Raw genomic sequence first — 23177 nt, forward strand, 5'->3', positions numbered from 1 at the left:
TCTATATTCTCTATTGATCTTCATTGTAAATGATAATATTTCTCAACGTCAATCAGGAGAATTAACAGATGAGGCCCGATTAGCTTGAGATTCAGCTAATGCGGGCCTCGGCAATGACATGCTGGAAGATCCTCTATATCCTAAATCATGTTTACGGGAAAAGTTGAAGCTTGTTCATCAAATTGTAAACGGCTTGCACGCTTTCGGCACGGTTGGCTTGACCTTGAGGTACCATCAGTCCCTCGCTTCGGCCGGAGATTAGGTCGAATTGATAAGCCGCATTAACTCCTTCTTGCGCCCACGCACTCATATCTTTAGAGTCGCTGAAGGCGCTGATCGCATTGCCCGTTGCTCGCCGTTTCGTCTGAAGTTCATAAGCCCGTACCAGAAGGACCGCCATTTGCTCACGGGTTATGGTCCGGTCAGGCGCAAACAAATCCGGCTCTACCCCTTGGACGAGGCCCGCCTGGGAGGCTGTGGCGATCGGGGACGCATACCACTTGTCGGCCGACACATCGCGGAATGATGCCGAAGGCTCGGGATTCAAGCCAAGCAGGCGTACCAGAAGTGCCGTAAACTCCGCACGGGTGACCGGCTGCTCCGGGGAAAAGAGAGTCTGGCTTGTCCCTTCCACAATATGTTTAGCCGCAAACTGCTTAATGACCGGCGCAGCCCAGTGATCGTTCGGAACGTCGGAGAACGTTTTCTCGAACTCCAGCACGCCATATTTGCTAAAATGATACGTTTGTCCTTCTACGAATTCGTCTTTTACCCGACCGCTGACGAATGTCAAGTCCCCGTTATCGCTAAGGATGAAGGGGTTGAACCGACTGAGGTGTCGGTATCCGTGTTGGTATTATTACGGTTTGGCAGCATTTGAATGGCCGCCTCGTACTTGGCGTTGCCATAAACGGCAGTGATCACGCTGGTTCCCGCCGCCAACGCCACAATGGAGCCCGGCCGCACTGCTATCGTATCCGGATGACTGCTTGTAACTCGTCAGCATCATCTTATCGACATTAACCGGAATATTGAACGGCTGGTAGTCATGATAAACCTGAAACGTTACGGTGCCACTTTTTACACCCAGCACTTGTCCGCTGGGCAGCAGTGAAGCGACTCCGTCATTCGAGCCGAGAAGTTGAATCCCGCCGTTGATTGGCGTTGGCCCGTAGGTTCTATAAGTTACCGTAGAGACTGTGGTCAACGGATCCGTAAGTTCGCCGGGATGGATGGCAAGCCGTTCCGGAGCGCCGGTTACGGCCGTCGGTACCGTTTCCATCCAGTTGGCGTAATCCGTAATGATCCCTGGCAGTCCCATTTTCATCAAATCCTGCATATCTTTCTTGGTCTCAACCGTATAGGCGTAGATCGGGAGTCCCCGGTGCTTGGCATACGAGACCAATTCCGGCGTAATCGCATTGAAATCGATATTTAATAACGTGTTCTCCTGGATGTTATCCGTCACGACCTGTTCAGCGGATTGAAGCGCTATCCCCGGAGACGGCTTGACACCTGCATAATTGTAGCCTCGCCCCAGTCTCGGATTTAACCGGGCGTTATCTAGGTATCAACGGATTGTTAGGATCATGTAAAGACCACCGCCGTTCAGCAAATGTCGCTATTTCATCTCTACCCACAATTTCTTCTCAACATCCATCCTTTTTAGTGCCTGAAGATTTCATAAATATCACAATGTAAGCGGTTGTAAAATGTTTATTTATGCTTTATAATTTTTTCAACCGCTTGAGTTCATCTGAGAATGACTTTCCAAAAGGGAAGTGATTGGTTGCTCGACACTGTGATGAAAGATTATCTGCAGATGATTTACACGGCCGCATATCATGAAGACAAGATCGTCCTCACTGCAAGAGGATTCACGGAACTCTTCCCTTTTTCAGGTGTTCATTTATACAGTTATTCGCCGTTAAGCGAGATTATCGAAGGCATTCTGCAAATTACCGACCAGGGAACCAGCCCCTTGAAAATTCGAGACGATGTGCGCAACCTCCCCCTTCTTCGTAAAGCAATTCGAATACAACAAGCGGTGTATGCCGAAGGATCAGAATTAATTCGGCTTTCGCCTGAGAAGTATTTGAAAATGGAATTTTACAAGTCTTTTGTCTTAGCCGTTCCTATTCCTTGTAATACAACAGTAGTTGGATATGCTTGTCCCGGGCAATATACAGGCTCAAAACCGATAGGCGGCGATCTTCTTCAGGCACTCACTTTATACGGGCAGCTGGCAGGTAAAGCCATTCGATCTATGAATCCTATTGATAACCCTAGTAAACTGAGCGACCGTGAGATCGCCGTTTTACAAAGAATGTCTTTTGGAGAGAGTGTGAAAGAGATGTCGGAGTTTATGGGGATTAGTCAATTCACCGTTCAGGATTATGTTAAATCCGTGACCAAGAAAATGACTGCGCACAATCGGGTTCAAGCTGTCGCAGAAGCGATACGGCAGGGAATCATAAAATAACATGTAAAAAGCGAGGCCATCTAAATGAAAATCAAGCTCCAGACAACTTCGCTGGAGCTTGATTCTCTGCAAGAAATACTTCGGAATACCTACATTTTCAAGACCGGCTTAACCGTTTTCCCCGTATGCGAATCCTCAAAAGCCTCATTGATCTCATCAAAATTGTAAAACTTAATCAGTTTATTGAACGGGAATTGACCACGTTTGTAATACTCAATTAACTTCGGAATAAATACCTGCGGAACAGCGTCGCCTTCAACCACCCCAACCATTGTTTTTCCATCCGCCATCAGATCTTGGTGGATATTGAACATTACTTCTCCCGTTGCCCCGACAATGGCGACTGTCCCTCTGTTTTTTAACGCTTGTACGGATTGGCGCACGACCACAGGAACTCCCGTCGTTTCGATGGCATAGTGGGCCCCCCCATTCGTCATCTCTTTGATTTGTGCTACCACGTCTACCACTTCTTTTCCATTTAATGCATGGGTGGCACCCAGCTCCATGGCTAACTCTAAACGATGATCATGTACATCAATGGCTATAATTTTAGAACATCCGGCAATTTTCGCAGCCATGACTGCACTAAGCCCAACCGCGCCGCATCCATATATGGCAATCGTAGAACCGAATTCAGGCTTTAATTTATTCAATACCGTCCCGCTTCCGGTTTGGATTCCGCAGCCTAGTGGTCCAAGCAGAGCCAGATCTACATCTTTGTCTACTTTTACGAGGTTTTTCTCGTTGGCCACGACATAGGTGCTAAATGAAGATTGTCCGAAAAAAGTGGAAACTTCCTGCTCCTTATAGAAGATCCTGTGGGTGTGATCGCTCATCCTTCCGCCAAAATTCAATGGGTTTAACTCGTTGCACGTTGTTGGATGCCCAGTTAAACATTCCTCGCATTGGCCGCAGGAAGAAAAAGATAGGACAACATGATCCCCTGGACGCACAGTCCTTACATTGAATCCAATTTTTTCTACAATCCCGGAGCCCTCATGCCCTAGAACAGCCGGCAACGGTACAGGAGCGATTTGGTCTCTGACTATGGCATCCGTGTGGCAAACACCCGATGCCACAACTTTGATTAAGACTTCATTCTCTTTGGGTTCCGACAGAATCACCGTTTCTATTTTAAAAGCCGAGCCCTTATGATGGGTTACGGCAGCTTTGATTAACATAGGAAGACCTCCCTTTTCCATGGATTAAATTTGTGGTTCGATGACCTGTGGGCCAATCCTTTCGCCAGCTCCATAAATATATTTGTTAATCCTGTCTGGTATTCATCTGCCAGAGACCGTTCTCAAATAATTAGCCACCCGATCAATCGCATGCTTCCCTTGATCCAATATCCCTGCAAACCAAAAGAATCCGTGAATCATTCCTTCATAGCACTCGTATTCCACGGAAACCCCGGAATCTTTCAGACGGGCTGCATATTGAGCTCCCTCATCGCGAAGCGGATCATATTGAGCTGTAAGGATTAGTGCGGGAGGCAGCCCGCTTAAACTATTGGCGAGCAACGGGGAAACATATACGTTCTGAATGTCATCTTCGGATCCCAGATAGTGCTTCCGGAACCAAAGCATGTCTTCTTCGGTTAGATTATATCCTTGGCCATTTTCTTTGTACGAGTTGCTATTGCAGGAAAAGTCAGTCACCGGATAGAGCAATACTTGAGAAACAATTGCAGGTCCTCCCCGCTCCTGTGCCAGGATTGCAACAACGGCTGCCAGGTTTCCCCCCGCACTGTCTCCGCCGACAGCTATTCGGGAAGCATCTCCTTGAAAGGTGGATGCCTGATTGCTTACCCATTCAAGGGCAGCGTATCCATCCTCAACAGGTACCGGAAATTTATATTCGGGAGAGAGCCTGTAATCTACGGAAACGACAACCGAACGCGCAGCATTGGTAAGATTTCGGCACGGTCTATCCACGGTTTCCAAATCACCGAACACATAGCCTCCACCGTGAAAAAAGACGAGAATGGGAAAGGGGCCTTCCCCCTCGGGTCTATAAATCCGGACTTTAATTTGACCATCGGGAACAGAAATATGGCGGTCTTCCACCTGGGCAACCGCTTCAATTTCTCCACCCAGAGCGTGCATCTGGGCGAATAAGGCCCGACTTTCTTCAGGTGTCATCATCTTCAAAGGCGGTGTGCCACCCGATTTGATTAAATCCAAGAATGCCGCTGCTTGAGGATCCAAAGTCATGATAATAAAACCTCCTTTGCCAATCTCTGATTATATGCTTAGTGGATGGAAAAGGATATCAAAGAGAATCCCTCGTAACCCTTATCCGCAACTTCGTTGCATTTCTGGCGGTAGGGTCCAACACCCCCCAGATAAATCGGGAATCCAAGCGGCTTATCTGCGATATTCGCACCCGTGTACCAGGAGTCGGTCTTGGTATAGAGCGTGGAGTCGGCCACCTCTCTGCAATGCTTGCTCCATGCCTCTTCTGCCTCCGCCTTGGCCTCAATCGTCTCCACACCATGCTCGCGCATATATTGGATACAATCCGCAATCCATTCCACGTGCTGCTCAATAGATACAAGCATGTTGGTCACGACGGAAGGACTCTCGGGACCTGTAATCATGAAAAAATTCGGGAAACCAGCGGTAGCTATTCCGAGGTACGTCCTTGTCTGCGCTCCCTCCGCCCATTTTTCCTTTAACGCCGCCCCGTCTCTACCACGGATATCGATTTTGAACAACGGTCCTGTCATCGCGTCGTAGCCGGTAGCAAAAACGAGGATGTCCAGTTCATACTCCATATCCGATGTTCGCAGCCCCTTGGGCGTGATCTCCTGAATAGCCGCTTGCCTTACATCTACTAAGGTAACGTTCTCGCGGTTATAGGTCTCGAAATAATTGGTGTCTATCACTGGACGTTTGGTGGCGAAATAGTACTTTGGCATCAACTTCTCGGCCACCTCGGGGTCAACTACGATCTCCCGTATCTTGGAGCGGACGAAATCGGCGATAGTCTCGTTGGCTGCTTCGTCAAAGACCAAGTCCTTATAGGTAAACGGAAGTGCTTGCCCGCCTTGCTCCCAGGCCTCCTCGAATACCCGCTGGCGTTCTTCCGGTGTATCATCGAGCACCGACCGATCACGGGGCATATACGGAGTGCCCATGAACGATTCGCGTATTTGTCGTTTAATCGCACTGTAGTTGTCTTTCGTTTGACGTATGAATTCCGGGTCCAACGGATGGTTTTGCGCTGGCGTGCTATACTGTGGGGTCCGCTGAAAGACCATTAGGCGGTCTGCCTCTTGTGCAATGGCCGGTATGACCTGAACGCCCGTACAGCCGGTACCGATGACACCGACCCGTTTACCCTGGAAATCCACCTTGTCGTGCGGCCAATGTCCGGCGTGGTACCAGTCACCCTCGAAGCTATCTAAGCCCTTAAATGTAGGAATACTGGCGGCAGAAAGACAACCTACTCCCGTGATGAAGTACTTAGCCGATACGCTAGTGCCATCGTCCATGTTGATTTGCCATCTATTCGTCGTCTCGTTGTAATGAGCAGCAGTGATGCGCGTCTTGAATTGGATGTCCCGACGCAGGTCGAACTTGTCTGCCACGTAGTTGAGATAGCTTAGGATTTCAGGCTGTTCGGCGTATCTGGAAGACCATGTCCATTCCTGAAGAAGCTCATCAGAGAAAGTGTAGTTATAATAGATGCTTTCAATGTCGCAGCGCGCTCCGGGATAACGATTCCAATACCAAACACCTCCAACCCCATCGCCTGCCTCGTAAGCACGGGTGGAGAAACCTGCCTCACGTAGGCGATAAACCATATACAAGCCCGAAAATCCTGCCCCGACAACGACCGCGTCGAAGTTGGCAACCTCCTTCGTTTCAGTTTTCTGGTGTTTCTGTTGAGCAGCGTTCATTCTTGTTCCTCCCTTACCTAAGTAGACTCCCATGTTCGCCGAGGCAGTTGTCTTACCTTGAAGTTAAGCGCTTACATGTTTCATTTTAGAGCTTAGCTCCCGATAGGAAAATTCCCAAAATTCTTTAATTTTTACACCTTAAAATCTACATGTTTTCCTGATATTGGGCATAGCCCTCCCCCAAAACAGGGGTGCATCCAATACTTGATTTCCTTAAGCTCTCGTAGCAGGCCCTTTGCAGCTGAACAAAAAAAGCTGCCAGTCGGCAGCATCAATTATTTGTATGATTTTAACTTCCAGTAAACCCAAAGCCATTTTTCCATAGGAGATTAGACAATGAAAAACGAAACAAAGAAGATGATCGCATACTGGGTAACTACCATATTCGGCCCGGTGAGTTTCGTAATCGGCGATTTCCTCTTCATCACCCACGGGGAGCACCAAGTGGAGCAGCTGAACCACAAAGAACAGATCGTCAACACGATCTGCCGCCAATTACTATGTAGTAAAACAAGCGGTGAGATACGATGATTCACCTTCAGGGGGTTCACTCCCCATCCTTTGCTGTCATGGGCTTTTTTCCAAGGTTCAATCGATCCACAATTTGATCGACTGCTTCTTGTTTCATGCTGCTGTTCGTTATCAGCTGAGAGAGAATTTTCGTTACATCGATAGATGTCTTCATGATTTATCCCCTATTCAGTATTTTTTGAGGTGTTGTAACCAGCTCAGCGAGCTTGTTACGTACTGCCTTTATGGAAGGACTCCGCAGATCCCCGTTGGCCTCCCATTCCTCCGCGGTCATCATGGTCTTTCTGAAGAATCCGCACTCTGGTCGCTTTTGTTCATCTTCACCAGTGACCGAACACCAGGTTATCATACTCATACTATAGACTTATTCTACCCATAAAAAAATCCCCAAAGCGGGGGAGAAGGAGGGGGGAATTTCCGTGCTCCGAGGGAGATGAACACATGCTTCTATAGCAAGTTCAGTTCCTTCCCCCGCTGCAGGGCTTGCAGCCTGCTGTTTACACCAAGCTTTCTATTGATATTCTTCATATGACTCTTCACCGTCTCGACTGTAACCCGGAGCTGCTCGGCGATCTGTTTATTGGACATTCCTTTCTCCAGCATTCTTATAATTTTCAGTTCCTGTTTCGTGAGCAGTGACCAGGAGACAGCTCCTCCTTTGCTCGTCTCATTCATCAACTGAAGTATTTTGTTGACGTATAGCAAGGAGACTTCGGATGATCCAACGCTAGAATGATGGTCTTGCCTATGTTCGATATATCGACACAGCAAGTCCGCCATATGATTTCCCGCGTCCACGAAACTGCGAAGATATTCACTACGTTCTGCCAGTCCCAGGGCTGCTTCCAGCTTCATCAGGGCGTTTCCTTCATCCCCCATTCGATGAAAGACCAAGCTTTGCAGAATGAACACCCTAATTTTATCTCTAAGTCGATTTTCGTTATGGACAAGCTGATATAAGTTCTCCAGAATTTGCAAAGCTTCCGGATATGCCCCATATTCCGTAAGCACCTTGGCTAGCTGAAGATATTCTATGACATGATGCAGTGAAACTGTATCCGTGTGCTTATAGCCGCAAGTTTGCAGCCAAGCGTCCACGTCTTCCAGGGACCCTTTAGTGAGTGACAAAAAAGCTTTCTCCCTCTCCAACTTTTTCAAAAAAAGATGCTTAGCCGGCGAATCGATCTTCGGCTTTATCTGTTCAAGTTTCGGCGTAGTGCTGCTCCATAAGAAAGTGCTCCACGGCCTCATCAAAAAAGCCTTGCTTCTCCAACTAATTAGCCGCATGCAAATTCAATCGTTTGAAACGTTCCGGATACTTTCCAAGAGAAAAGACTGAATCTCTTGAGACTGATGGCGAAGCACTTCCTGAAAAAGATAATCGGATATAATGCGATGCTCACCATTGAAAGCATGAATAAATCCGTGAACATCGTCACTGCCTTGCAGCGATATCGCAGCAAGATGCAAACCGCTGTTCCACCTGCCGCAGGGAAGGGCAATTGAATGCGACTCGCTATATATAAATGGATATTCTCCGGCACATTCTCAAGCAATCGCACCACCGATGCGTGAATGGAAAAAAGATGAATCGTGTGATAATCGTCTAAATTGATCGCCAATTACTCGCCGCGGATGCTAAACTCATGAATCATCGCTGCAAGTAAAGGCTCAACAGCTCCGGTTTTCAGCGCAGACAAATACGGATCCATAGCCGTGGCAAAAGAAGGAGTCTTGCTGTCAAAAGCCGCGATGATATAGCTCCAAAACTGATACAGATCATTATCTTGCGAATCCAGGGAAACCCATGCGGCGGGTATCTCGCTTTGCTGTACCCACTGACTCAAAGCTGTTGTCTTTCCGTACCCCCAGGGGCCGTCACGAAAGTCAGTTTCGTATGCAATCCCTCATTCAGCATCTCCATGATCGGTAGGCGTTCCATAAGCACATGACGTCGTGAATACGGAATGTGTAGCTTTGTCGGTAAAATCATCGCCCGATACCCCTTTTTGCCGCTCTTATCCTTAAATAGTTGCTCCTGAAAAAGTCCAATTTTAAAAATGGTCTCGGGGAGCCGAGTGGTTTTGTGGATGTCGGTTCCCCCGGATTTCTATTTCTACCTTAGTTTTGAAGCATTTTTGCTGCTCTTTGCAGATTGTGGGTCAGGATTCCGAAGCCGACCCAGCATTTTGAGCCAGCAAAGCCCCGGTACCTGCTGCGGTTCAAACCGTACTTGCGCTTGAGAAGACTAATCTTCGCTTCTCCGGCTGCACGGTAACGCTGCAAGTCCTTAAACCATTTTTCGTTTTCGTACTCCGTGCGGGCAATGCCTTTCTTGCCCTTTCGCGGCAAGCTGGCTCGCTTTACACCAAGTTCAGTAATGGCTGCTTCATTCTTCTTGCTTGAGAAGCCGCGGTCGGTGGCTACGGCCTGCGGTGCTTTGCCGAACTGCTTGATATGTGCTTCTATGGCGGGAACAAGCAATTCGTCATCAGAGGGATTTCCCTCATAGACGGCGTAACCGGTGACGAAGCCGCTTTCCGTCTCGTCGATTCGCACCTTGTATCCGAACTCCGTGCCTTTGGCTAGCTTGCCCTTCTTGATCGGCCTGGCTTCGGGGTCAAAGAAGCTGACGATACGATCGGCGATGATACGATTGCCGGAGACGACCTGTCTGGCTTGTTCCAGCAGTTTCCCGGTAAGCTCGACCGCCGCCGACAGTTTTGCTTTGCTTTGCTGAACGGCCGTTTTGCCCTTGTCTTGCAGTTTTTCTACGACGCTTTGTGCACCCTTTACGACGCTGTCGGTTACTTCGATTACGCTTTGCGTAATCTTGTCAACTTCTTCCCACGATTCCCGTGTGCGACGCCGCAGTACTTTGGCGATGGACAGAATCTTTTCTTTAACTTCAGCCGTACGATCTTCAAAGCCTTGAACGGCGTGGGAAGCGACCTTGCGGATTTTCTGAATCATTCGCGTGATGACCTTCACACCATCCTGCAATAGCGTAGCATCTGTCGGGTGATGAATGTCGGATTCCACGACAGTCGTGTCTGTACGGAATTTACGGGTTTTCAGAATCGCTTTTTCTTCACACTGTTTGATAAGCGCAGCGTTGATGTCCTGGGCGATTTTATCGCCGTAGCGTTTGCGGGCATAGATGAGCGTGGACGGATCCGGCATCTTCTCATCGATGGCAATACGGCAGAACATTCGCCAGGTGATGCTGTCGCCAACTTCCTTCACGAGCGACTCGTAGCCCAAATTATATTTGTGTTTCAAGACCATAAGACGGATGTACTTCTCGATCGCCAGCGTAGGGCGACCGCTCTTCTTGCCTTTCGGATGCAGCTTCGCGAATGGTTGAAGAAATTTTTCGTCGTCCAGCAAGCGATCGATGATGGCAAGTTCGGCCGGCAGCGTTCTAACAGCTTCCGGAAGAATCGCATCCCACATCGTTATTTGCTCGTCACGAAGTTTCAACATTTTCATCACCTCAAGGAAGGATTCCCGAGGCTCTGCGTTGAACTCCTTAAACAAAGGAATTCTTCCCTCGGGGATGGATGGATTGTTATCTGGACAATAACAATTTCCATTTTGAGGTGCCGAATTCCTTTTTATTTTGTCAAAATAGCCCGACTTTTTCAGGGGTAACTAAATAGATTATATATAAATAATAGCAACTTTCGTAGAGCAAACATAAAATACCCGTTATCAAAAAAGGATAGGTCGCTGAGATGAGCTTTTTCGAAATGCAGCCACAATAAAAAAACCTTTGCAAGAGATTCCTTGCAAAGCGTTTACGATTCTTCAAATGCATCTCATTATTCAGCTATTCATTATTATTCATTCACATTTCAGAATCACTGCCGCCTGTCAAGGCGAAAACCGTACCTGACAGGCTCTCTTTAGATTCGTTGTCAAACCATAAACCTGTACCCGGATCCCCAGACCGTACCTATATATTGAGGCTTGGACGGGTTCTCCTCGATTTTCTCCCTGATCCGGGCGATGTGTACCGTAACCGTAGACGCATCACCAAGCGCATCCATCCCCCAAATCCGTTCAAAAAGCTCTTCCTTGCCGAATACCCGATTGGCATTTTGCAAGAGAAACAGAAGCAGGTCAAATTCCTTATGAGCCATCGTTACCTCTTTCCCGTTCACAAAAACCCTTCTGGAATCTTTTTGGACCTCTAGTCCCCTGACCTGGATCTTGCTGACCTCATCAACCTTACCAAACCGTTCTTTCATCCGCTCAAACTTGTTCAGATGAGCGTTAACCCGGGCCACCAGTTCACCGGAGCTGAAAGGCTTTGTAATATAGTCATCCGCGCCGAGACCGAAACCGTTAATTTTATAAATTTCCTCCGCCCTGGCCGATACAAGAAGCACGGGAATGTCCTCCTTCTCGCGGATCGTTTTCAAAACCTCAAATCCGTCCATCCCCGGCAGCATAATGTCCAGAATAATAAGGTCAAACGCTTCCTCCTCAAGGACTTTCAAACCGTCCGTTCCGCTATTCACGATCTTAACTGAAAAGCCGCTCAGCTCAAGATAATCCTTTTGCAGATTTGCTATACTTTGATCGTCCTCAATAATCAGTATCCTTTTCATCCTAACCTCCAAAAATGCTAAAACTTTTTCAGAGATATCATCATGCGGGTTCCTTCCCCAACTGAGCTTCTGACCCATATTTTTCCTTCGTGACCTTCCACAATTTGTTTGGCAATAGCCAGCCCAAGGCCGCTGCCGTCCGCACTCTTTCTTGACGGATCCGCACGATAAAATCTCTCAAAAATATGGGGAAGGTCGTTCTCGGGTATTCCTTTTCCATTGTCCCTGATTTCTATTATAGCGGATGTCCGGGTTTCCCTTAATATAATATGAACCTGTCCGTCAGCCTTTTCCATGTACTTCTTGGCGTTGTCAAGAATGTTTTGAATGACCCGTTTTAACCTTTCTCTATCGATTAAGACATAGACGGTCTCCTTCAATTCACTGATAAGCGCCAGTTTTATATTCGCCTTTTCATATTCATAGCGATGGTCAGAAACGCAATCCTCGAAGTATGGCTCCAGATTCGTTTTCTCAAAATGATAAGGGATTTGGTTCAAATCCAGCTTGGAGTACAACAGAAGATCATCAATCATGGCGTTCACCAGAATCGCCTTTGATCGTGCCGTTTCCAGGTATTCCTCCATTTTTTCCGGTGTTTTGGCTACCCCGTCGATAATGCCTTCGATATATCCTTTAATGGAAGTAACAGGGGTCTTTAAGTCGTGAGAGATGCTGGATACCAGAAACTTTCTGTTTTCATCGTATTTCTGCTGCAGATAAATAGACTCCTTCAGCTTAATCCTCATGAACTCCAGCGTCCTGCACAGTTCCCTGACCTCTCCTTCGCCTTCCTCCGCAATCCCGCAGCTTAAATCGCCTTCACTAATTTTAACAGCGGCATCCCTCAGCCTGGAAATAGGTGTAATGATGCCGCGGGAGAACCGGTAGGAAACCCAAAAGTTCATGATCAAAAAAGAAAGGATAAAAAAGCTGACCGTAAAAATGCCAAGAAACAGGTAAAAGCCCGTTTTCAGCTTGATCGGCGCAAGCAGCAGCAAAACGCCCTCATCTCCCGAATGAAGGCTATAGTCCGCTCTGGCAAACATAAAGGTTCTGCCATCCAGCTCTAAAGTATCAAGATTAGGCGCATTGTCGGATAGCATCAAGCTTTTTTCAATATCGATTTCATTAAACTTTTTTGTGGAATATAATACTTCTCTGTTTTTCAAAATAACGGCATTAGCCCCCAAAGCCTTAACCCGATCGGACAGCTCCTGCTGATAGGGTTTATCAAGCAGCTGTTCGAACTCGAGTGTCTGCGCTGCCCTCTTGATCTCACCGATCCCCGACCTGACTTCAAAGATCCTTTTCAAATCGTTGATATCCGCTTCCGGGCCAACCACTTTCGTATAAGCGGCAACAAATATAATGACAGCCAAAACGGTTAATGCAATGGAAACCAGCACGGCGAGCGCATTCATCGTAAAAAAGCGTTTGGTTAATTGCATTGGAATTACCTTTCTATATATCCTTGCGGTCAAACAAATAATAACCCGCTGTAAATAACATTATACCACAGCCCGACATGATTAAGATCTGGCGGAAAATTTTAAAACCATTGACCGTTTCCGAAATCCAGAGCGTGTACCAGTCAAACATGGATGTGATAAAAAAACTCGAGTAATTGGAAAAAACGATGCCTAAAAAGTTAAACCCGATAAAAACAATAATCGAGAGAAAAAAAACCGCCAGTCCTCCCCGAAGTATATTGGATAGCAATACAACGAGAAGGGCAAACACAAAAACAGGAAAAAACGTTGCGGCATATGACAAAACGACCCTTACGATACCGATCAGGCTGGCGGACGAAGGATTAAATATGAGCCCGGCCAGTAAAGAAAGAATCATGACAAACAGCAGGTTTGCAAAAATGAACAAGGCTAAATTCAAAACCTTCGCGCTAAATACGCCGAATCTGGAAACAGGCCTTGTGAGCGTTATTTTCATTGTATTTGACGAAAATTCGCCGTTAAACATATCGATGGCTACAAAGGTTGCAAATAGAGGCAGGATCGTGTAAGTAAACATCGATAGAACCACTAAAGGAAATTCGTTGCTGCCTACAACTCTTAATCCAAGGCCATGCTTAATCGCCGTTACGGCAATTTGTCCAATCACAACGGCAAGAATGGACAAAATGGCGGCCGCTATCATTTTTTTCTTTTTCAACAGCTTGACGATTTCATTGATAAATGCAGCCTTAAACCCTGCCATTCCGGTCCACCTCACTAACAAAATAATTTTCAAGCGAAGAATAATTGGAAAGGATATTTTGGGTATAATCCACATTGACAAGCTTCCCGCCGTAAACCACTCCGATTCTGGTGCAGGTAAGCTCCACATCATGAATCAGGTGACTGGAAATAAAGAACGTCGTGCCTTCTTCCTTGGCAAGCCGTTTAATCATCTTCCGCATATCCAGCATACCCTCGACATCAAGTCCGTTCAATGGCTCGTCCAATATTAACAGCTTTGGCTTTGACAGGATCGCTGCCGCTACCCCAAGCCTTTGTTTCATACCAAGCGAGAACTTTCTTGATTTTTCATGTTTATATTTTAACATGCCGGTGATTTCAAGACATTCGTCAATTCTTTGCTGGTCAACCTGCGGATAAAACCTGGCAAACAGCTTCAGGTTTTCGTTTGCCGTTAAATAAGGATACGACTCCGCTGTCTCGATAATACAGCCCACATGCTTCATAGCATTAACATAGTCCTCTAAAATGCTGGCGCCAAAAATCTTCACATCGCCGCGGTCCGGTTTCAGGAGTCCCGTCATCATTTTCATAGCGGTCGTCTTTCCTGCGCCATTTGGCCCCAAAAAACCGAATATATCGCCTTGATCGACTTCCAAATTCAAATCGCTGATTCCCCGGCCGTTGTTATATACTTTGGTTAAACCGGTGATTTCAATAGCTTTATTCGTCAATGATAACATCCCCCAATAAATATGACATGGCTGTCCCTAAAGTGAAGGTTCACTTTAGGGACAGCCTTTCGATTAATCTTCAAATACGCGGCTAAATTCCCCATCGAAATGTTGGTGACTGGTGTTGGATCTATACGAGTTATTGTCCAAGATCTCGATGTTCAGGTCGAGACGAATTTTTCCGGAGCCGCTCGGATGAAGCTGCCCGTTTTCTTGCTCGCCTTTAGCATTTGTATAAGTAAAGAAAGACATAGACTTTGAATTGCTCGGATTATATTCAAAAGTAAAGTTATATTTGTCAGGATATTCGGCTTCGAATCCGGGCTTCACGGTTTCGTAATACTTGCCGGTCACTTTATTATTTTCCACGCTCGTGATTTCAAGGATTCTCTCACCGATTTTCACGAATTTCCCGTCTTTCTCGATAATGATGTTATTTTTATATTTCCCCGCATACTTACTGCTAAAGCCGCCGGACTGGCTTACCTTCTCGACGTTTGCGCCTGTCAGGTCAGGCTTTGTAATCTTCGTATTTCCAATGTCGGAAAGCTTGAGAACCACATTCAGCGATAAATCATGCTGTACTCCGCTTTTATCTTTCCCGGAGAGAATCACATCACCCGTCAAATTTTCCAATAATCCCGCTTTGTTTTCAACGACTGTGCCCGATACCTTTTTAACAAAAATATCACTATCAATTTCCGGCAGCTTCGAATTTCTATCCATGCGGCTTTGGTCGCTAATCATCTGCTTTATACCGAAGGAAGAGACAGCATTTACTACGGCAGGCACTTGCGCCTCAGACAAGCTTCCCGAGTAAACTCGTCCGCCCTCAGGCCTTTCTTCAACCTGCACATAGTCTTTCAGATTGCCAACCAATGCGTCAACGATCTTCTCGACCTCTGGCGCCCCCTTCTCGTTAAAAGGGTTATCAAATCTGTTCCCGCTCCCCCTGTCTATATCGTCGGGGTATTCCGTCACATAATATTTGTCGTCCGTTCCGCTTTTCCAAATCGAAAGCTTTTGATCGGAATACGAGTAATTGGTTGTCGTTTCACCATTTGAATATTGAGTCTTAGTAGAATTTTCAGATGCCTGCTTTTCATTATCGATTTTATTGAAGGTGGAGGCCTGAAGGAAGGTTTGATCGTTATCCTTCAGCGTGAACAGCGCCTCGACCGTGTAGTTGTTCAATCCCTTCTCCATCTGCGCGGAGGTATTTTTTACGGAATTCTTTAACCGGTCATAGCCTGAGCCAAGCGCCATATCGGCAAAGGCTGTGGATACAAAGACACACGCTCCGATCGTAAATGAGAGGACGCTAATCGATTTTTTACTGAGTTTCATTTCGGATCTCCTTTATTTCATATTGGGGAAACGTTTCCTTCCCTTTCATTATAATCAGGGCTTATTGAATCTATCTAAATAAACTATTAACAAATTATAAACTCAAGCCGGTGCAAAAATAACGAGGGCTGTGCTTGCATAACTTTCTCGTATTCTAGCCATAATAAATATCCCCTCCAAGATCAACAGTAAATGTCATTCCTTTTACTGTCTACTTAAAGGGGATAATATTAACGTAATATAATAATCTGGTTAATTACGGATTAGATAATCGAATGCGCCTAAGGCTGCATTAGCACCCGATCCCATAGAAATAATAATCTGCTTATACGGACTGTTTGTACAGTCACCTGCAGCAAACACTCCAGGTACGTTCGTAGCGCCATGGCTATTTACAACGATCTCCCCGATGCGATTGCGTTCGACCGTATCGCCTAACCAATCGGTATTGGGTACAAGACCGATCTGAACAAACACGCCCTCCAATTCAATATGCTGAACCGCTCCTGTATCGCGCTCAATGTAGGAGATACCGTTTACCTTGTCAGTACCGGTAATTTCTTTGGTTTGAACGTTCTTTAGAACCGTTACGTTAGGCAGACTGTAAAGACGATCTTGTAATACAGCATCAGCTTTCAGCTCCGGCATAAACTCAAGAACGGTGACATGGCCCACAATACCTGCAAGATCAATGGCCGCCTCAATACCGGAGTTACCGCCGCCAATAACCGCTACGCGTTTTCCTGTAAACAAAGGACCATCACAATGAGGGCAATAGGCTACACCTTTGTTCTTGAACTCCGCTTCGCCGGGTACGCCAACATTGCGCCAACGGGCACCTGTTGAAAGGATGACGGTCTTGCTCTTTAGAACAGCACCGTTTTCGAGCTCAACTTCGATGAAGTCCCTTTTTTCCAAACGCTTGGCGCGCTGTAATTTCATTACATCAATGCCGTACTCTTTCACATGCTCTTCAAGACTCGCTGCGAGCTTAGGACCTTCGGTATATTTAACGCTAATAAAGTTCTCTATACCTACGGTATCCATGACCTGACCGCCGAAGCGTTCCGCAACAATGCCTGTGCGAATGCCTTTACGTGCCGCATAGATCGCTGCACTTGCACCAGCTGGGCCGCCCCCGACAACAAGCACATCGTATGGATCCTTGTTATCAAAATCTGAAGCATCCGGAGCATTCCCCATCTTGGCAAGAATTTCCTCAAGCGTCATACGACCACTACCGAAGAATTCACCATTGAGGTAAACAGATGGCACGGCCATGATGTTCTTGCTTTCTGCCTCTGCTTTAAACGCCGCGCCGTCAATCATGGTATGCGTAATGCCTGGATTGAGGATGCTCATCAAGTTCAGTGCCTGAACAACATCGGGACAGTTGTGGCAGCTCAGGCTGATATAAGATTCAAAATGATATTCACCGCTGATGTTTTTAATCTGGTCAATTACGTTCTGTTCAACCTTCGGAGCTCGTCCACTAACCTGCAGCAGAGCTAACACCAATGAAGTAAATTCGTGTCCCAGAGGAATACCGGCAAAAGTTACCCCAGTATCTTCGCCCACACGATTCACACTAAAGCTCGGCGTTCTCGGTAATTTTGTTTTTTCTACCGTAATTCTGGACGACATGCTGGATATTTCATCCACTAAGGCCAGCATGTTAGTAGATACCGCATCGGACTCTGCGCTAACTTTGATTAGCACGTCGCCTTCCATGAGCTGAAGGTATTGGTTTAATTGTGCCTTGATATCCGCGTCTAGTATCATATTTTGAGCCCCTTAAATCTTTCCTACGAGTTCAAGGCTTGGCTTAAGTGTTTCAGCACCTTCCTGCCATTTAGCTGGGCAAACCTCGCCCGGGTTGTTTCGAACATACTGTGCTGCCTTGACCTTGCTAACAAGAATGCTTGCATCGCGACCGATGCCGCCAGCGTTGATTTCAACGGTTTGGATGATACCGTCCGGATCGATGATAAAAGTCCCGCGATCAGCCAGACCCTCTGACTCGATCAGCACATCGAAGTTGCGGGAAATCGTATGTGAAGGATCTCCGATCATAACGTAGGTAATTTTACCAATCGTTTCTGAGCTGTCGTGCCATGCCTTATGTGTAAAATGGGTATCGGTTGAAACGGAATACACTTCAACCCCGAGTCCCTTTAGAGTCTCGTATTGGTTTTGAAGATCCTCCAGCTCGGTTGGGCAAACGAATGTAAAGTCTGCAGGATAAAAGCAAACTACACTCCACTTCCCTTTTAGATCGGCTTCTGTAACTTCGATAAACTTACCATTTTGATACGCTGATGCTTTAAACGGTTTTACTTCGGTTCCAATTAGAGACATAATCCTTTTCCTCCTAAATGTACATCAAATCTTTAGTTGTATTTAGTGCTATAGAGATAATATCACTGTCAGCCATTATGTTCATGAAGGAACCATGAAAATAAAATGAAACCTTCATGAAGATGATGGATGAATCAGAAATACGATATAATCGTCCCCCTGACTCTCACATGATTCTCGTAAATTCTTTAAGCGTATACAGACGTCGCCATTAATTCGATACTTGTGAGATTTCATTTATCGCTTCAAGAACCTGCTCATACCGCTCAGGCGCATTCCCATTAAAGTACAGCTTTAAGTCCAGATCCACCAGATGCTGGAGCTTGATTTTGGTCGCTGCGGAAATAGCAAAATCAAGATTCAGCTCCCTTAAAGTGTTCGTGACCTCCTCCATTTCCGCTACTCTCCGTTCCGCATGAACGGCAGTACGAGTTATGAGCAGGTTAGCCAACTCCTCTATGGAGCGATCACTCAAAGTCCCCCCGATGGATTGGATAATTTCCCGCTCAACACCGGATTTATGGGCCGCCGAAAGTGTTTCGAGCAACAGCGCCGTAAACCCCTTCATAAACACACTACGGACCATCTTCATTGCGGAAGAACTTCCCGCCTTGTCATTAATGACAGTTATGTTCATTCCGCATGCGCCCATCAGATCCGCAAACCGCGAAGCTCCGTTGCCGCTCACGGAAATCGGAACTTTGTGCCGATAGGGCGGCACCGCTTCCATTACTGCCGCATCCACAAATGGTGCGCCCGAAGCACCTATTATCGTGGCTATCTCCTTCTTAACCGTCGGTGATGCCGAATTCAAATCCGCATACAGTTGGTTATCCTTCACAAATTTAGCGGCATCTTCTGCAATTTTTACCGCATATTTCGCACTCGTTGCACAAAGGATGACATCACTGCTTTCTATAAGCTGCTGCAGCGATGAAACTAACGATACATGCGCAGCTTGTGCGCGTTCTTTGATGAGCGGACCGTAGGCTAAATCCTCCAACATCGCATCAAAGGCAACTATTTGTTCAATTCCTTCCGACCATAGTCCGCTGCTGATATGAAACGCCGCTTCTCCGAAACCGATAAAGCCAATTCTCGGCACACCCATGATTCATTACACCTCGTTGTTTAGTATATAGACGGTCGTTATCAGTTGATTGCCCATGTTTTTTTCCCGTTCAAAATCCACTAAATTAGCGCTTCCATTTTCACCCCGTAACCAACGGCTTACCGTCAGAGCGTAAAAAAACAAACAAAAACAGACGTGACTGAAAGTTTCGCCTACCCAGACCAAATTTCATTTTCACGTCTTATTTGTTTTCTGAAAGAAATTCCTTATTCACATTCCCGCGGAATGGATTAATACCGAAAATAGGGAGGGCCTTTCACAATAAAATCAAATGATTGTCCCGTATGGTACGACGTACATTCGAGATATGTGCCCTCATCGCTTCTTCCGCTTCTTTCTCATCGCGATTTTTTAGTGCTTGAAATATTCTTGTATGCTCTTCGAGCGACTGTTGATTTCTTCCTGGGACCAAAACGGAACGAATATCCACTCTTGACAATTGAGTTTTGATCAGATTAATCAGTTCTACTGATTGTATGTTTTTTGAGGACTTATAAATAATATTGTGAAACTGTTTATTCAGGGCCGAGTATTGAGTAAAGTTGCCGTTTTGAACTTGTATTTCCATATCCTTCAAAATTTGACCCAGTTCCTTGATATCCGCATCGCTCATCTGATGGATGGCCGATTTTATAGTGAGAACTTCCAAAGCTTCTCTAATTTCCAGATAATTTAAAATTTCCTCCAATGTGAAGGATTTAATGGTTGCCCCTTTATTTTCCTCCATCTCCACCAAATTTTCCTGTTCGAGTTTTAACAACGCTTTTTTTATTGTATTTCTGCTCACGCCTATTTCATCAGCAAGTTGAATTTCAGTCAGCTTTTGAGAAGGTTTATAGGTATTGTTTAAAATTCTTTCTTTTATATATACATATGCGGTTTCCATTTGTGCGCTCATAATTAACCCCACGATACAAAAGTATTAAATCAAAATCGTACTACAATTTTGATTTACAAAAAATATACTGGTTTTGTTGAAAAAAGTCAACAAATGTAGTTCCTTTCATGCATAAAAAAAGAATAAATACCTTTCAATGATTTGTGGAAACAGTCGAAAATCCTTTATATTTCGGACTATTTCCACAACCACTTCCTTCTCTGCGGCTAACTATTCTTGGACGGACAGCAGAATGGAGGCCAGCTCCTCAGGTGCCGAATAAAATGGAGAATGATCGGTGTCTATTGTGAAAACTTTTTTACATGGCGATTCCATGCCAAGCACCATGAATCAACACATAAGTCGACATTGTTTTATTCACCCTTATCATCTTATTCACATTCGAATGAAGACCGATTCCCGTTACAATTCCGGTGCTGTATGCGCTTATGCCTTCACTTGATCTTCGTCCTCATAATAATGGACATTTTCCCGCTGCAAAACTTCCCGCAGCTGATAAAAATCGAGGCTAAGCTCTCCTCTTGCAATTTTTTCTTTCGTGCCTTCCTCTTTCCGCATTCTCTGTTTAGACGCTTCCAGCGTAGATCGTATGTCGTCACGCTTCACAACCAAGATACCGTCATCATCCGCCATCATAAGATCCCCCGGATTCACCGCGGCGCCGCCACATACCGCCGGAGCATTTACCCATCCGCCCCGGGTTTTCACCGCGCCCTGTGAGTGAATCGCTTTCGTCCAGATCGGAAACCCGAGCTCCCTGATTTGAGCCGCATCGCGAATTCCGGATTCTGTGATGACGCCTTTTACGCCGCGTTTCATTAACGCCATGACGATCAGCTCACCGATCATTCCGATGGCATTTTCACCAATGGTGCTGATGACAAGAATATCGCCGGGCCTGCACACTTCAATGGCGGCGTGGATCATCAAGTTGTCCCCAGCATAACAAACAGCCGTTACCGCCGGGCCGCAAATTGCGGCCCCGCTTGATATCGACTTGATCTCCCGGCTCAAAAGGCCTGTCTTCCCCTGAGCTTCGTGAACGGTAGAAACATCCAGCTTCGAATATTCTGCTATAAGTTGCTCATCCGGCCGCTTGATATTTTTGACGACGTACTTGTTCATCACACAAATTCTCCTCCCACATAAGGAAAGAACCGGCTGAAAGCCTCGGCATATTTATACTGGTTGTTTCCCGATACCCGGCGTGCATGGTTGCCTCTCAGCCTGGCTTTTGCATCATAGTAATCATGCAAATGTTTTTGCGCTTTAAAAGCTTCCATCGCAGCTAATTTTTGTTCATAGGTTTCCGTAATATCAAGGATAAGTTCAGGTTTAAAGTCACTAATTTCCGATTGATGCGGCTCGAAGCCGAATATACGTGATTGTTTAGCCGTTGCCGTTCCGTCGATTCTAACGCCGTTTGAGGTTGACAATACGCTCGCATCAAAAACGAATTTACCCACCGTTTCATGATCCGGATTGAAGGCGTCTTTGAATCCGTGCGTCAGAATGTCGTGCGGCCTCACTTCCCTAATCTTGCGTACGAGCCGCTCCATCCGCTCTTCGCCCAATTGCATATGGTAATCCTGATAGTCCCAGTACTCCATATCGGTTATTCCCAAAGCCTGTGCGGCTTCCTCAATCTCGCTTCTGCGTATTTTCTTCACATTGTCATAGGTTTGCCCTTCGATGTTCCAAAGATCGTTGGATTCCCCCCGGATCCCATAACTCAAAATGACGAGGGATACATGGGCGCCATGCTTGACGTACTTCGCAATGGTGCCGCCTCCCCGCCATACAAAGTCGGCGGCGTGAGCGCTTACAACTAATAAATTCGTATTGCTGTCAATCATAGTCTATCCCTCCTTGGCTGATTACATGGTTGGGTCCGTACTATTTGTCCACTACCGGTGTGCCGTATGTATGGAATGTGGAGATCGTAGGCGTCAGCCAAGCCTGCCCTCTGGCGCGTTCTGCCTGGCTCCAGGTGATGGTCTCCGCATCCGGCGCATAAATGAAATAGCCTCCGGTACAGACCTCAATTCGGTTTCCGCCCGGCTCATAGCAGTACAGGAAGAAGGTTTGCTGAATCGCATGCTTTGCGGGTCCGCCTTCGATATAGATGTCATTGTCGATATAAATGTCTGCGGCCCGTAAGATTTCTTCCCGCGTATCGACGAGAAAGGCAAGATGGTGGAGTCTTCCCCGGCTGTTCGTGGAATCAACCGTGTAAACCAGCTCATAAGATTTCTGCCCCGAATACAGCCATGAACCGGCATGCTCCCCGCTGTCGAGCACAATCTGCTCGCTTACTTTCATACCCAAATGATTCTGCAGGAACTTGCTCGTCGGCTCGACTTTCTGTGCCAGATAATTGATGTGATCCAGCTGGCGGACGCCTACCCCGTTGCCGGTATATTTTTGCGGCTGGTTCTTCAGGATGGGGCGTAAATGTTCAGGCGCTTTATACTTTTCCGTTTCAAAGTAAAGCTCCATAGCATGCCCGTCGGGATCGCGAAATTGGTAGGACTTCCCATGACCGAAGTCGCCTTCACTCCAACCGATGCCATAACCGCTTTTGTCGATGGCCGCCGCACGCCGTTCCAGCGCTTGCGGCGATGTCGTGCGTATCGCGGTATGTCCGATCCCCGGTTCCTTGGACTCGGTCAATTTCATACAATAAGACTCATAATTCCCGAATCCGCGAAGAAATACAGATTGCCCCTCACGTGCCACTTCCTGCATACCCAGAATATTCGTGAAAAAGGCAACGCTTTCATTTGGCTTCGGCGTCAGCAGTTCAACATGCCCCAGATGCGCAATATCTCTGACCTGTTCGTTAAAAGTATCCATCAGATTTCTCCTCCCAAAAAAATGAATGCAAGATTGTTTTACAATTATGTATACAAGTTTAGTTTAATTTGTTTTTCATCCTGTGTCAACATGAATGTTTAAAGTAACCTTCACAGCA

23 protein-coding genes are annotated in these 23177 nt (G+C 46.4%); 2 read left to right on the forward strand and 21 right to left on the reverse strand.

Going from position 1 to position 23177, the window contains the following annotated elements; genetic code table 11:
• Positions 1–151 precede the first annotated feature (151 nt).
• Positions 152–793, reverse strand: coding sequence for an S-layer homology domain-containing protein (locus tag ACZ439_RS04480; protein ID WP_054796611.1), 642 nt, complete (start codon positions 791–793; stop codon positions 152–154).
• A gap of 66 nt (positions 794–859) precedes the next feature.
• A complete protein-coding gene (locus ACZ439_RS04485) occupies positions 860–1468 on the reverse strand; it encodes a glycerophosphodiester phosphodiesterase (RefSeq protein WP_054799349.1) in 609 nt (202 codons plus the stop codon).
• Between the two features lie 321 nt (positions 1469–1789).
• Between ACZ439_RS04485 and ACZ439_RS04490 the strand changes: the two genes are divergently transcribed.
• A complete protein-coding gene (locus tag ACZ439_RS04490) occupies positions 1790–2482 on the forward strand; it encodes a helix-turn-helix transcriptional regulator (protein ID WP_054796609.1) in 693 nt (230 codons plus the stop codon).
• Between the two features lie 89 nt (positions 2483–2571).
• Here the strand turns inward: ACZ439_RS04490 and ACZ439_RS04495 are convergent, their stop codons facing one another.
• From ACZ439_RS04495 to ACZ439_RS04505, 3 genes are all read right to left on the reverse strand, one after another.
• Positions 2572–3663, reverse strand: coding sequence for an NAD(P)-dependent alcohol dehydrogenase (locus ACZ439_RS04495; protein ID WP_464620676.1), 1092 nt, complete (start codon positions 3661–3663; stop codon positions 2572–2574).
• Between the two features lie 102 nt (positions 3664–3765).
• Positions 3766–4698 carry an alpha/beta hydrolase gene (locus ACZ439_RS04500; RefSeq protein WP_464620677.1) on the reverse strand — a complete coding sequence of 311 codons (933 nt, stop codon included), beginning with the start codon at positions 4696–4698 and terminating at the stop codon, positions 3766–3768.
• 38 nt (positions 4699–4736) lie between these two features.
• Positions 4737–6389 (reverse strand): flavin-containing monooxygenase, encoded by a 1653-nt coding sequence (locus ACZ439_RS04505; RefSeq protein WP_464620678.1) that lies wholly within the window; start codon positions 6387–6389, stop codon positions 4737–4739.
• Between the two features lie 336 nt (positions 6390–6725).
• Between ACZ439_RS04505 and ACZ439_RS04510 the strand changes: the two genes are divergently transcribed.
• Positions 6726–6920, forward strand: a complete 195-nt coding sequence (locus ACZ439_RS04510) for a hypothetical protein (protein WP_054796608.1) — start codon at positions 6726–6728, stop codon at positions 6918–6920.
• Positions 6921–6936: 16 nt separating this feature from the next.
• On the opposite strand, the gene ACZ439_RS04515 is transcribed toward ACZ439_RS04510, so the two are convergent.
• The 16 genes from ACZ439_RS04515 to ACZ439_RS04590 all read right to left on the reverse strand — a co-directional run bounded on the left by ACZ439_RS04515 (position 6937) and on the right by ACZ439_RS04590 (position 23059).
• Positions 6937–7074 carry a hypothetical protein gene (locus tag ACZ439_RS04515; protein WP_155615124.1) on the reverse strand — a complete coding sequence of 46 codons (138 nt, stop codon included), beginning with the start codon at positions 7072–7074 and terminating at the stop codon, positions 6937–6939.
• A 293-nt stretch (positions 7075–7367) separates the two neighbouring features.
• Positions 7368–8048, reverse strand: a complete 681-nt coding sequence (locus ACZ439_RS04520; protein ID WP_464620679.1) for a LuxR C-terminal-related transcriptional regulator — start codon at positions 8046–8048, stop codon at positions 7368–7370.
• Positions 8049–8542: 494 nt separating this feature from the next.
• Positions 8543–8767, reverse strand: a complete 225-nt coding sequence (locus ACZ439_RS04525) for a hypothetical protein (protein WP_054796606.1) — start codon at positions 8765–8767, stop codon at positions 8543–8545.
• Between the two features lie 274 nt (positions 8768–9041).
• On the reverse strand, positions 9042–10406 hold the full coding sequence (locus ACZ439_RS04530) for an ISNCY family transposase (protein WP_074730150.1): 1365 nt from the start codon (positions 10404–10406) through the stop codon (positions 9042–9044).
• Between the two features lie 434 nt (positions 10407–10840).
• Positions 10841–11536: a response regulator transcription factor gene (locus ACZ439_RS04535; RefSeq protein WP_054798517.1), complete on the reverse strand. Its 696-nt coding sequence runs from the start codon at positions 11534–11536 to the stop codon at positions 10841–10843.
• A gap of 17 nt (positions 11537–11553) precedes the next feature.
• Positions 11554–12987, reverse strand: coding sequence for a sensor histidine kinase (locus ACZ439_RS04540; RefSeq protein ID WP_464620680.1), 1434 nt, complete (start codon positions 12985–12987; stop codon positions 11554–11556).
• A 13-nt stretch (positions 12988–13000) separates the two neighbouring features.
• Positions 13001–13753, reverse strand: coding sequence for an ABC transporter permease (locus tag ACZ439_RS04545; protein WP_464620681.1), 753 nt, complete (start codon positions 13751–13753; stop codon positions 13001–13003).
• Positions 13740–14468 carry an ABC transporter ATP-binding protein gene (locus ACZ439_RS04550; protein WP_464620682.1) on the reverse strand — a complete coding sequence of 243 codons (729 nt, stop codon included), beginning with the start codon at positions 14466–14468 and terminating at the stop codon, positions 13740–13742. Before ACZ439_RS04550 ends, ACZ439_RS04545 begins: the two co-directional genes overlap by 14 nt.
• 72 nt (positions 14469–14540) lie before the next feature.
• Positions 14541–15815, reverse strand: a complete 1275-nt coding sequence (locus ACZ439_RS04555) for a hypothetical protein (protein WP_464620683.1) — start codon at positions 15813–15815, stop codon at positions 14541–14543.
• Positions 15816–16067: 252 nt separating this feature from the next.
• Entirely contained in the window at positions 16068–17597 is a 1530-nt protein-coding gene (gene ahpF / locus ACZ439_RS04560; RefSeq protein WP_464620684.1) for an alkyl hydroperoxide reductase subunit F, read from the reverse strand.
• Between the two features lie 12 nt (positions 17598–17609).
• On the reverse strand, positions 17610–18173 hold the full coding sequence (ahpC, locus tag ACZ439_RS04565; RefSeq protein ID WP_054799352.1) for an alkyl hydroperoxide reductase subunit C: 564 nt from the start codon (positions 18171–18173) through the stop codon (positions 17610–17612).
• 211 nt (positions 18174–18384) lie between these two features.
• Positions 18385–19284, reverse strand: coding sequence for a DUF1932 domain-containing protein (locus ACZ439_RS04570; RefSeq protein ID WP_464620685.1), 900 nt, complete (start codon positions 19282–19284; stop codon positions 18385–18387).
• A gap of 277 nt (positions 19285–19561) precedes the next feature.
• Positions 19562–20203, reverse strand: coding sequence for a GntR family transcriptional regulator (locus ACZ439_RS04575; RefSeq protein ID WP_127608333.1), 642 nt, complete (start codon positions 20201–20203; stop codon positions 19562–19564).
• A 426-nt stretch (positions 20204–20629) separates the two neighbouring features.
• Positions 20630–21328, reverse strand: a complete 699-nt coding sequence (locus tag ACZ439_RS04580) for a 4-carboxy-4-hydroxy-2-oxoadipate aldolase/oxaloacetate decarboxylase (protein WP_464621108.1) — start codon at positions 21326–21328, stop codon at positions 20630–20632.
• On the reverse strand, positions 21328–22059 hold the full coding sequence (locus tag ACZ439_RS04585) for a PIG-L deacetylase family protein (protein ID WP_174817587.1): 732 nt from the start codon (positions 22057–22059) through the stop codon (positions 21328–21330). Before ACZ439_RS04585 ends, ACZ439_RS04580 begins: the two co-directional genes overlap by 1 nt.
• A gap of 40 nt (positions 22060–22099) precedes the next feature.
• On the reverse strand, positions 22100–23059 hold the full coding sequence (locus ACZ439_RS04590; RefSeq protein ID WP_464620686.1) for a catechol 2,3-dioxygenase: 960 nt from the start codon (positions 23057–23059) through the stop codon (positions 22100–22102).
• Positions 23060–23177: the final 118 nt, after the last annotated feature.

Source organism: Paenibacillus sp. JCM 9796 (assembly GCF_055379675.1).

Coding starts and splice junctions, on each gene's coding strand:
- ahpC (WP_054799352.1), bottom strand. CDS start 18,173: ATGTCTCTAATTGGAACCGAAGTAAAACCGTTTAAAGCATCAGCGTAT.
- ACZ439_RS04505 (WP_464620678.1), bottom strand. CDS start 6,389: ATGAACGCTGCTCAACAGAAACACCAGAAAACTGAAACGAAGGAGGTT.
- ACZ439_RS04555 (WP_464620683.1), bottom strand. CDS start 15,815: ATGAAACTCAGTAAAAAATCGATTAGCGTCCTCTCATTTACGATCGGA.
- ACZ439_RS04535 (WP_054798517.1), bottom strand. CDS start 11,536: ATGAAAAGGATACTGATTATTGAGGACGATCAAAGTATAGCAAATCTG.
- ACZ439_RS04575 (WP_127608333.1), bottom strand. CDS start 20,203: ATGAGCGCACAAATGGAAACCGCATATGTATATATAAAAGAAAGAATT.
- ACZ439_RS04515 (WP_155615124.1), bottom strand. CDS start 7,074: ATGAAGACATCTATCGATGTAACGAAAATTCTCTCTCAGCTGATAACG.
- ACZ439_RS04570 (WP_464620685.1), bottom strand. CDS start 19,284: ATGGGTGTGCCGAGAATTGGCTTTATCGGTTTCGGAGAAGCGGCGTTT.
- ahpF (WP_464620684.1), bottom strand. CDS start 17,597: ATGATACTAGACGCGGATATCAAGGCACAATTAAACCAATACCTTCAG.
- ACZ439_RS04540 (WP_464620680.1), bottom strand. CDS start 12,987: ATGCAATTAACCAAACGCTTTTTTACGATGAATGCGCTCGCCGTGCTG.
- ACZ439_RS04545 (WP_464620681.1), bottom strand. CDS start 13,753: ATGGCAGGGTTTAAGGCTGCATTTATCAATGAAATCGTCAAGCTGTTG.
- ACZ439_RS04510 (WP_054796608.1), top strand. CDS start 6,726: ATGAAAAACGAAACAAAGAAGATGATCGCATACTGGGTAACTACCATA.
- ACZ439_RS04585 (WP_174817587.1), bottom strand. CDS start 22,059: ATGATTGACAGCAATACGAATTTATTAGTTGTAAGCGCTCACGCCGCC.
- ACZ439_RS04530 (WP_074730150.1), bottom strand. CDS start 10,406: ATGTTGAAACTTCGTGACGAGCAAATAACGATGTGGGATGCGATTCTT.
- ACZ439_RS04590 (WP_464620686.1), bottom strand. CDS start 23,059: ATGGATACTTTTAACGAACAGGTCAGAGATATTGCGCATCTGGGGCAT.
- ACZ439_RS04500 (WP_464620677.1), bottom strand. CDS start 4,698: ATGACTTTGGATCCTCAAGCAGCGGCATTCTTGGATTTAATCAAATCG.
- ACZ439_RS04580 (WP_464621108.1), bottom strand. CDS start 21,328: ATGAACAAGTACGTCGTCAAAAATATCAAGCGGCCGGATGAGCAACTT.
- ACZ439_RS04495 (WP_464620676.1), bottom strand. CDS start 3,663: ATGTTAATCAAAGCTGCCGTAACCCATCATAAGGGCTCGGCTTTTAAA.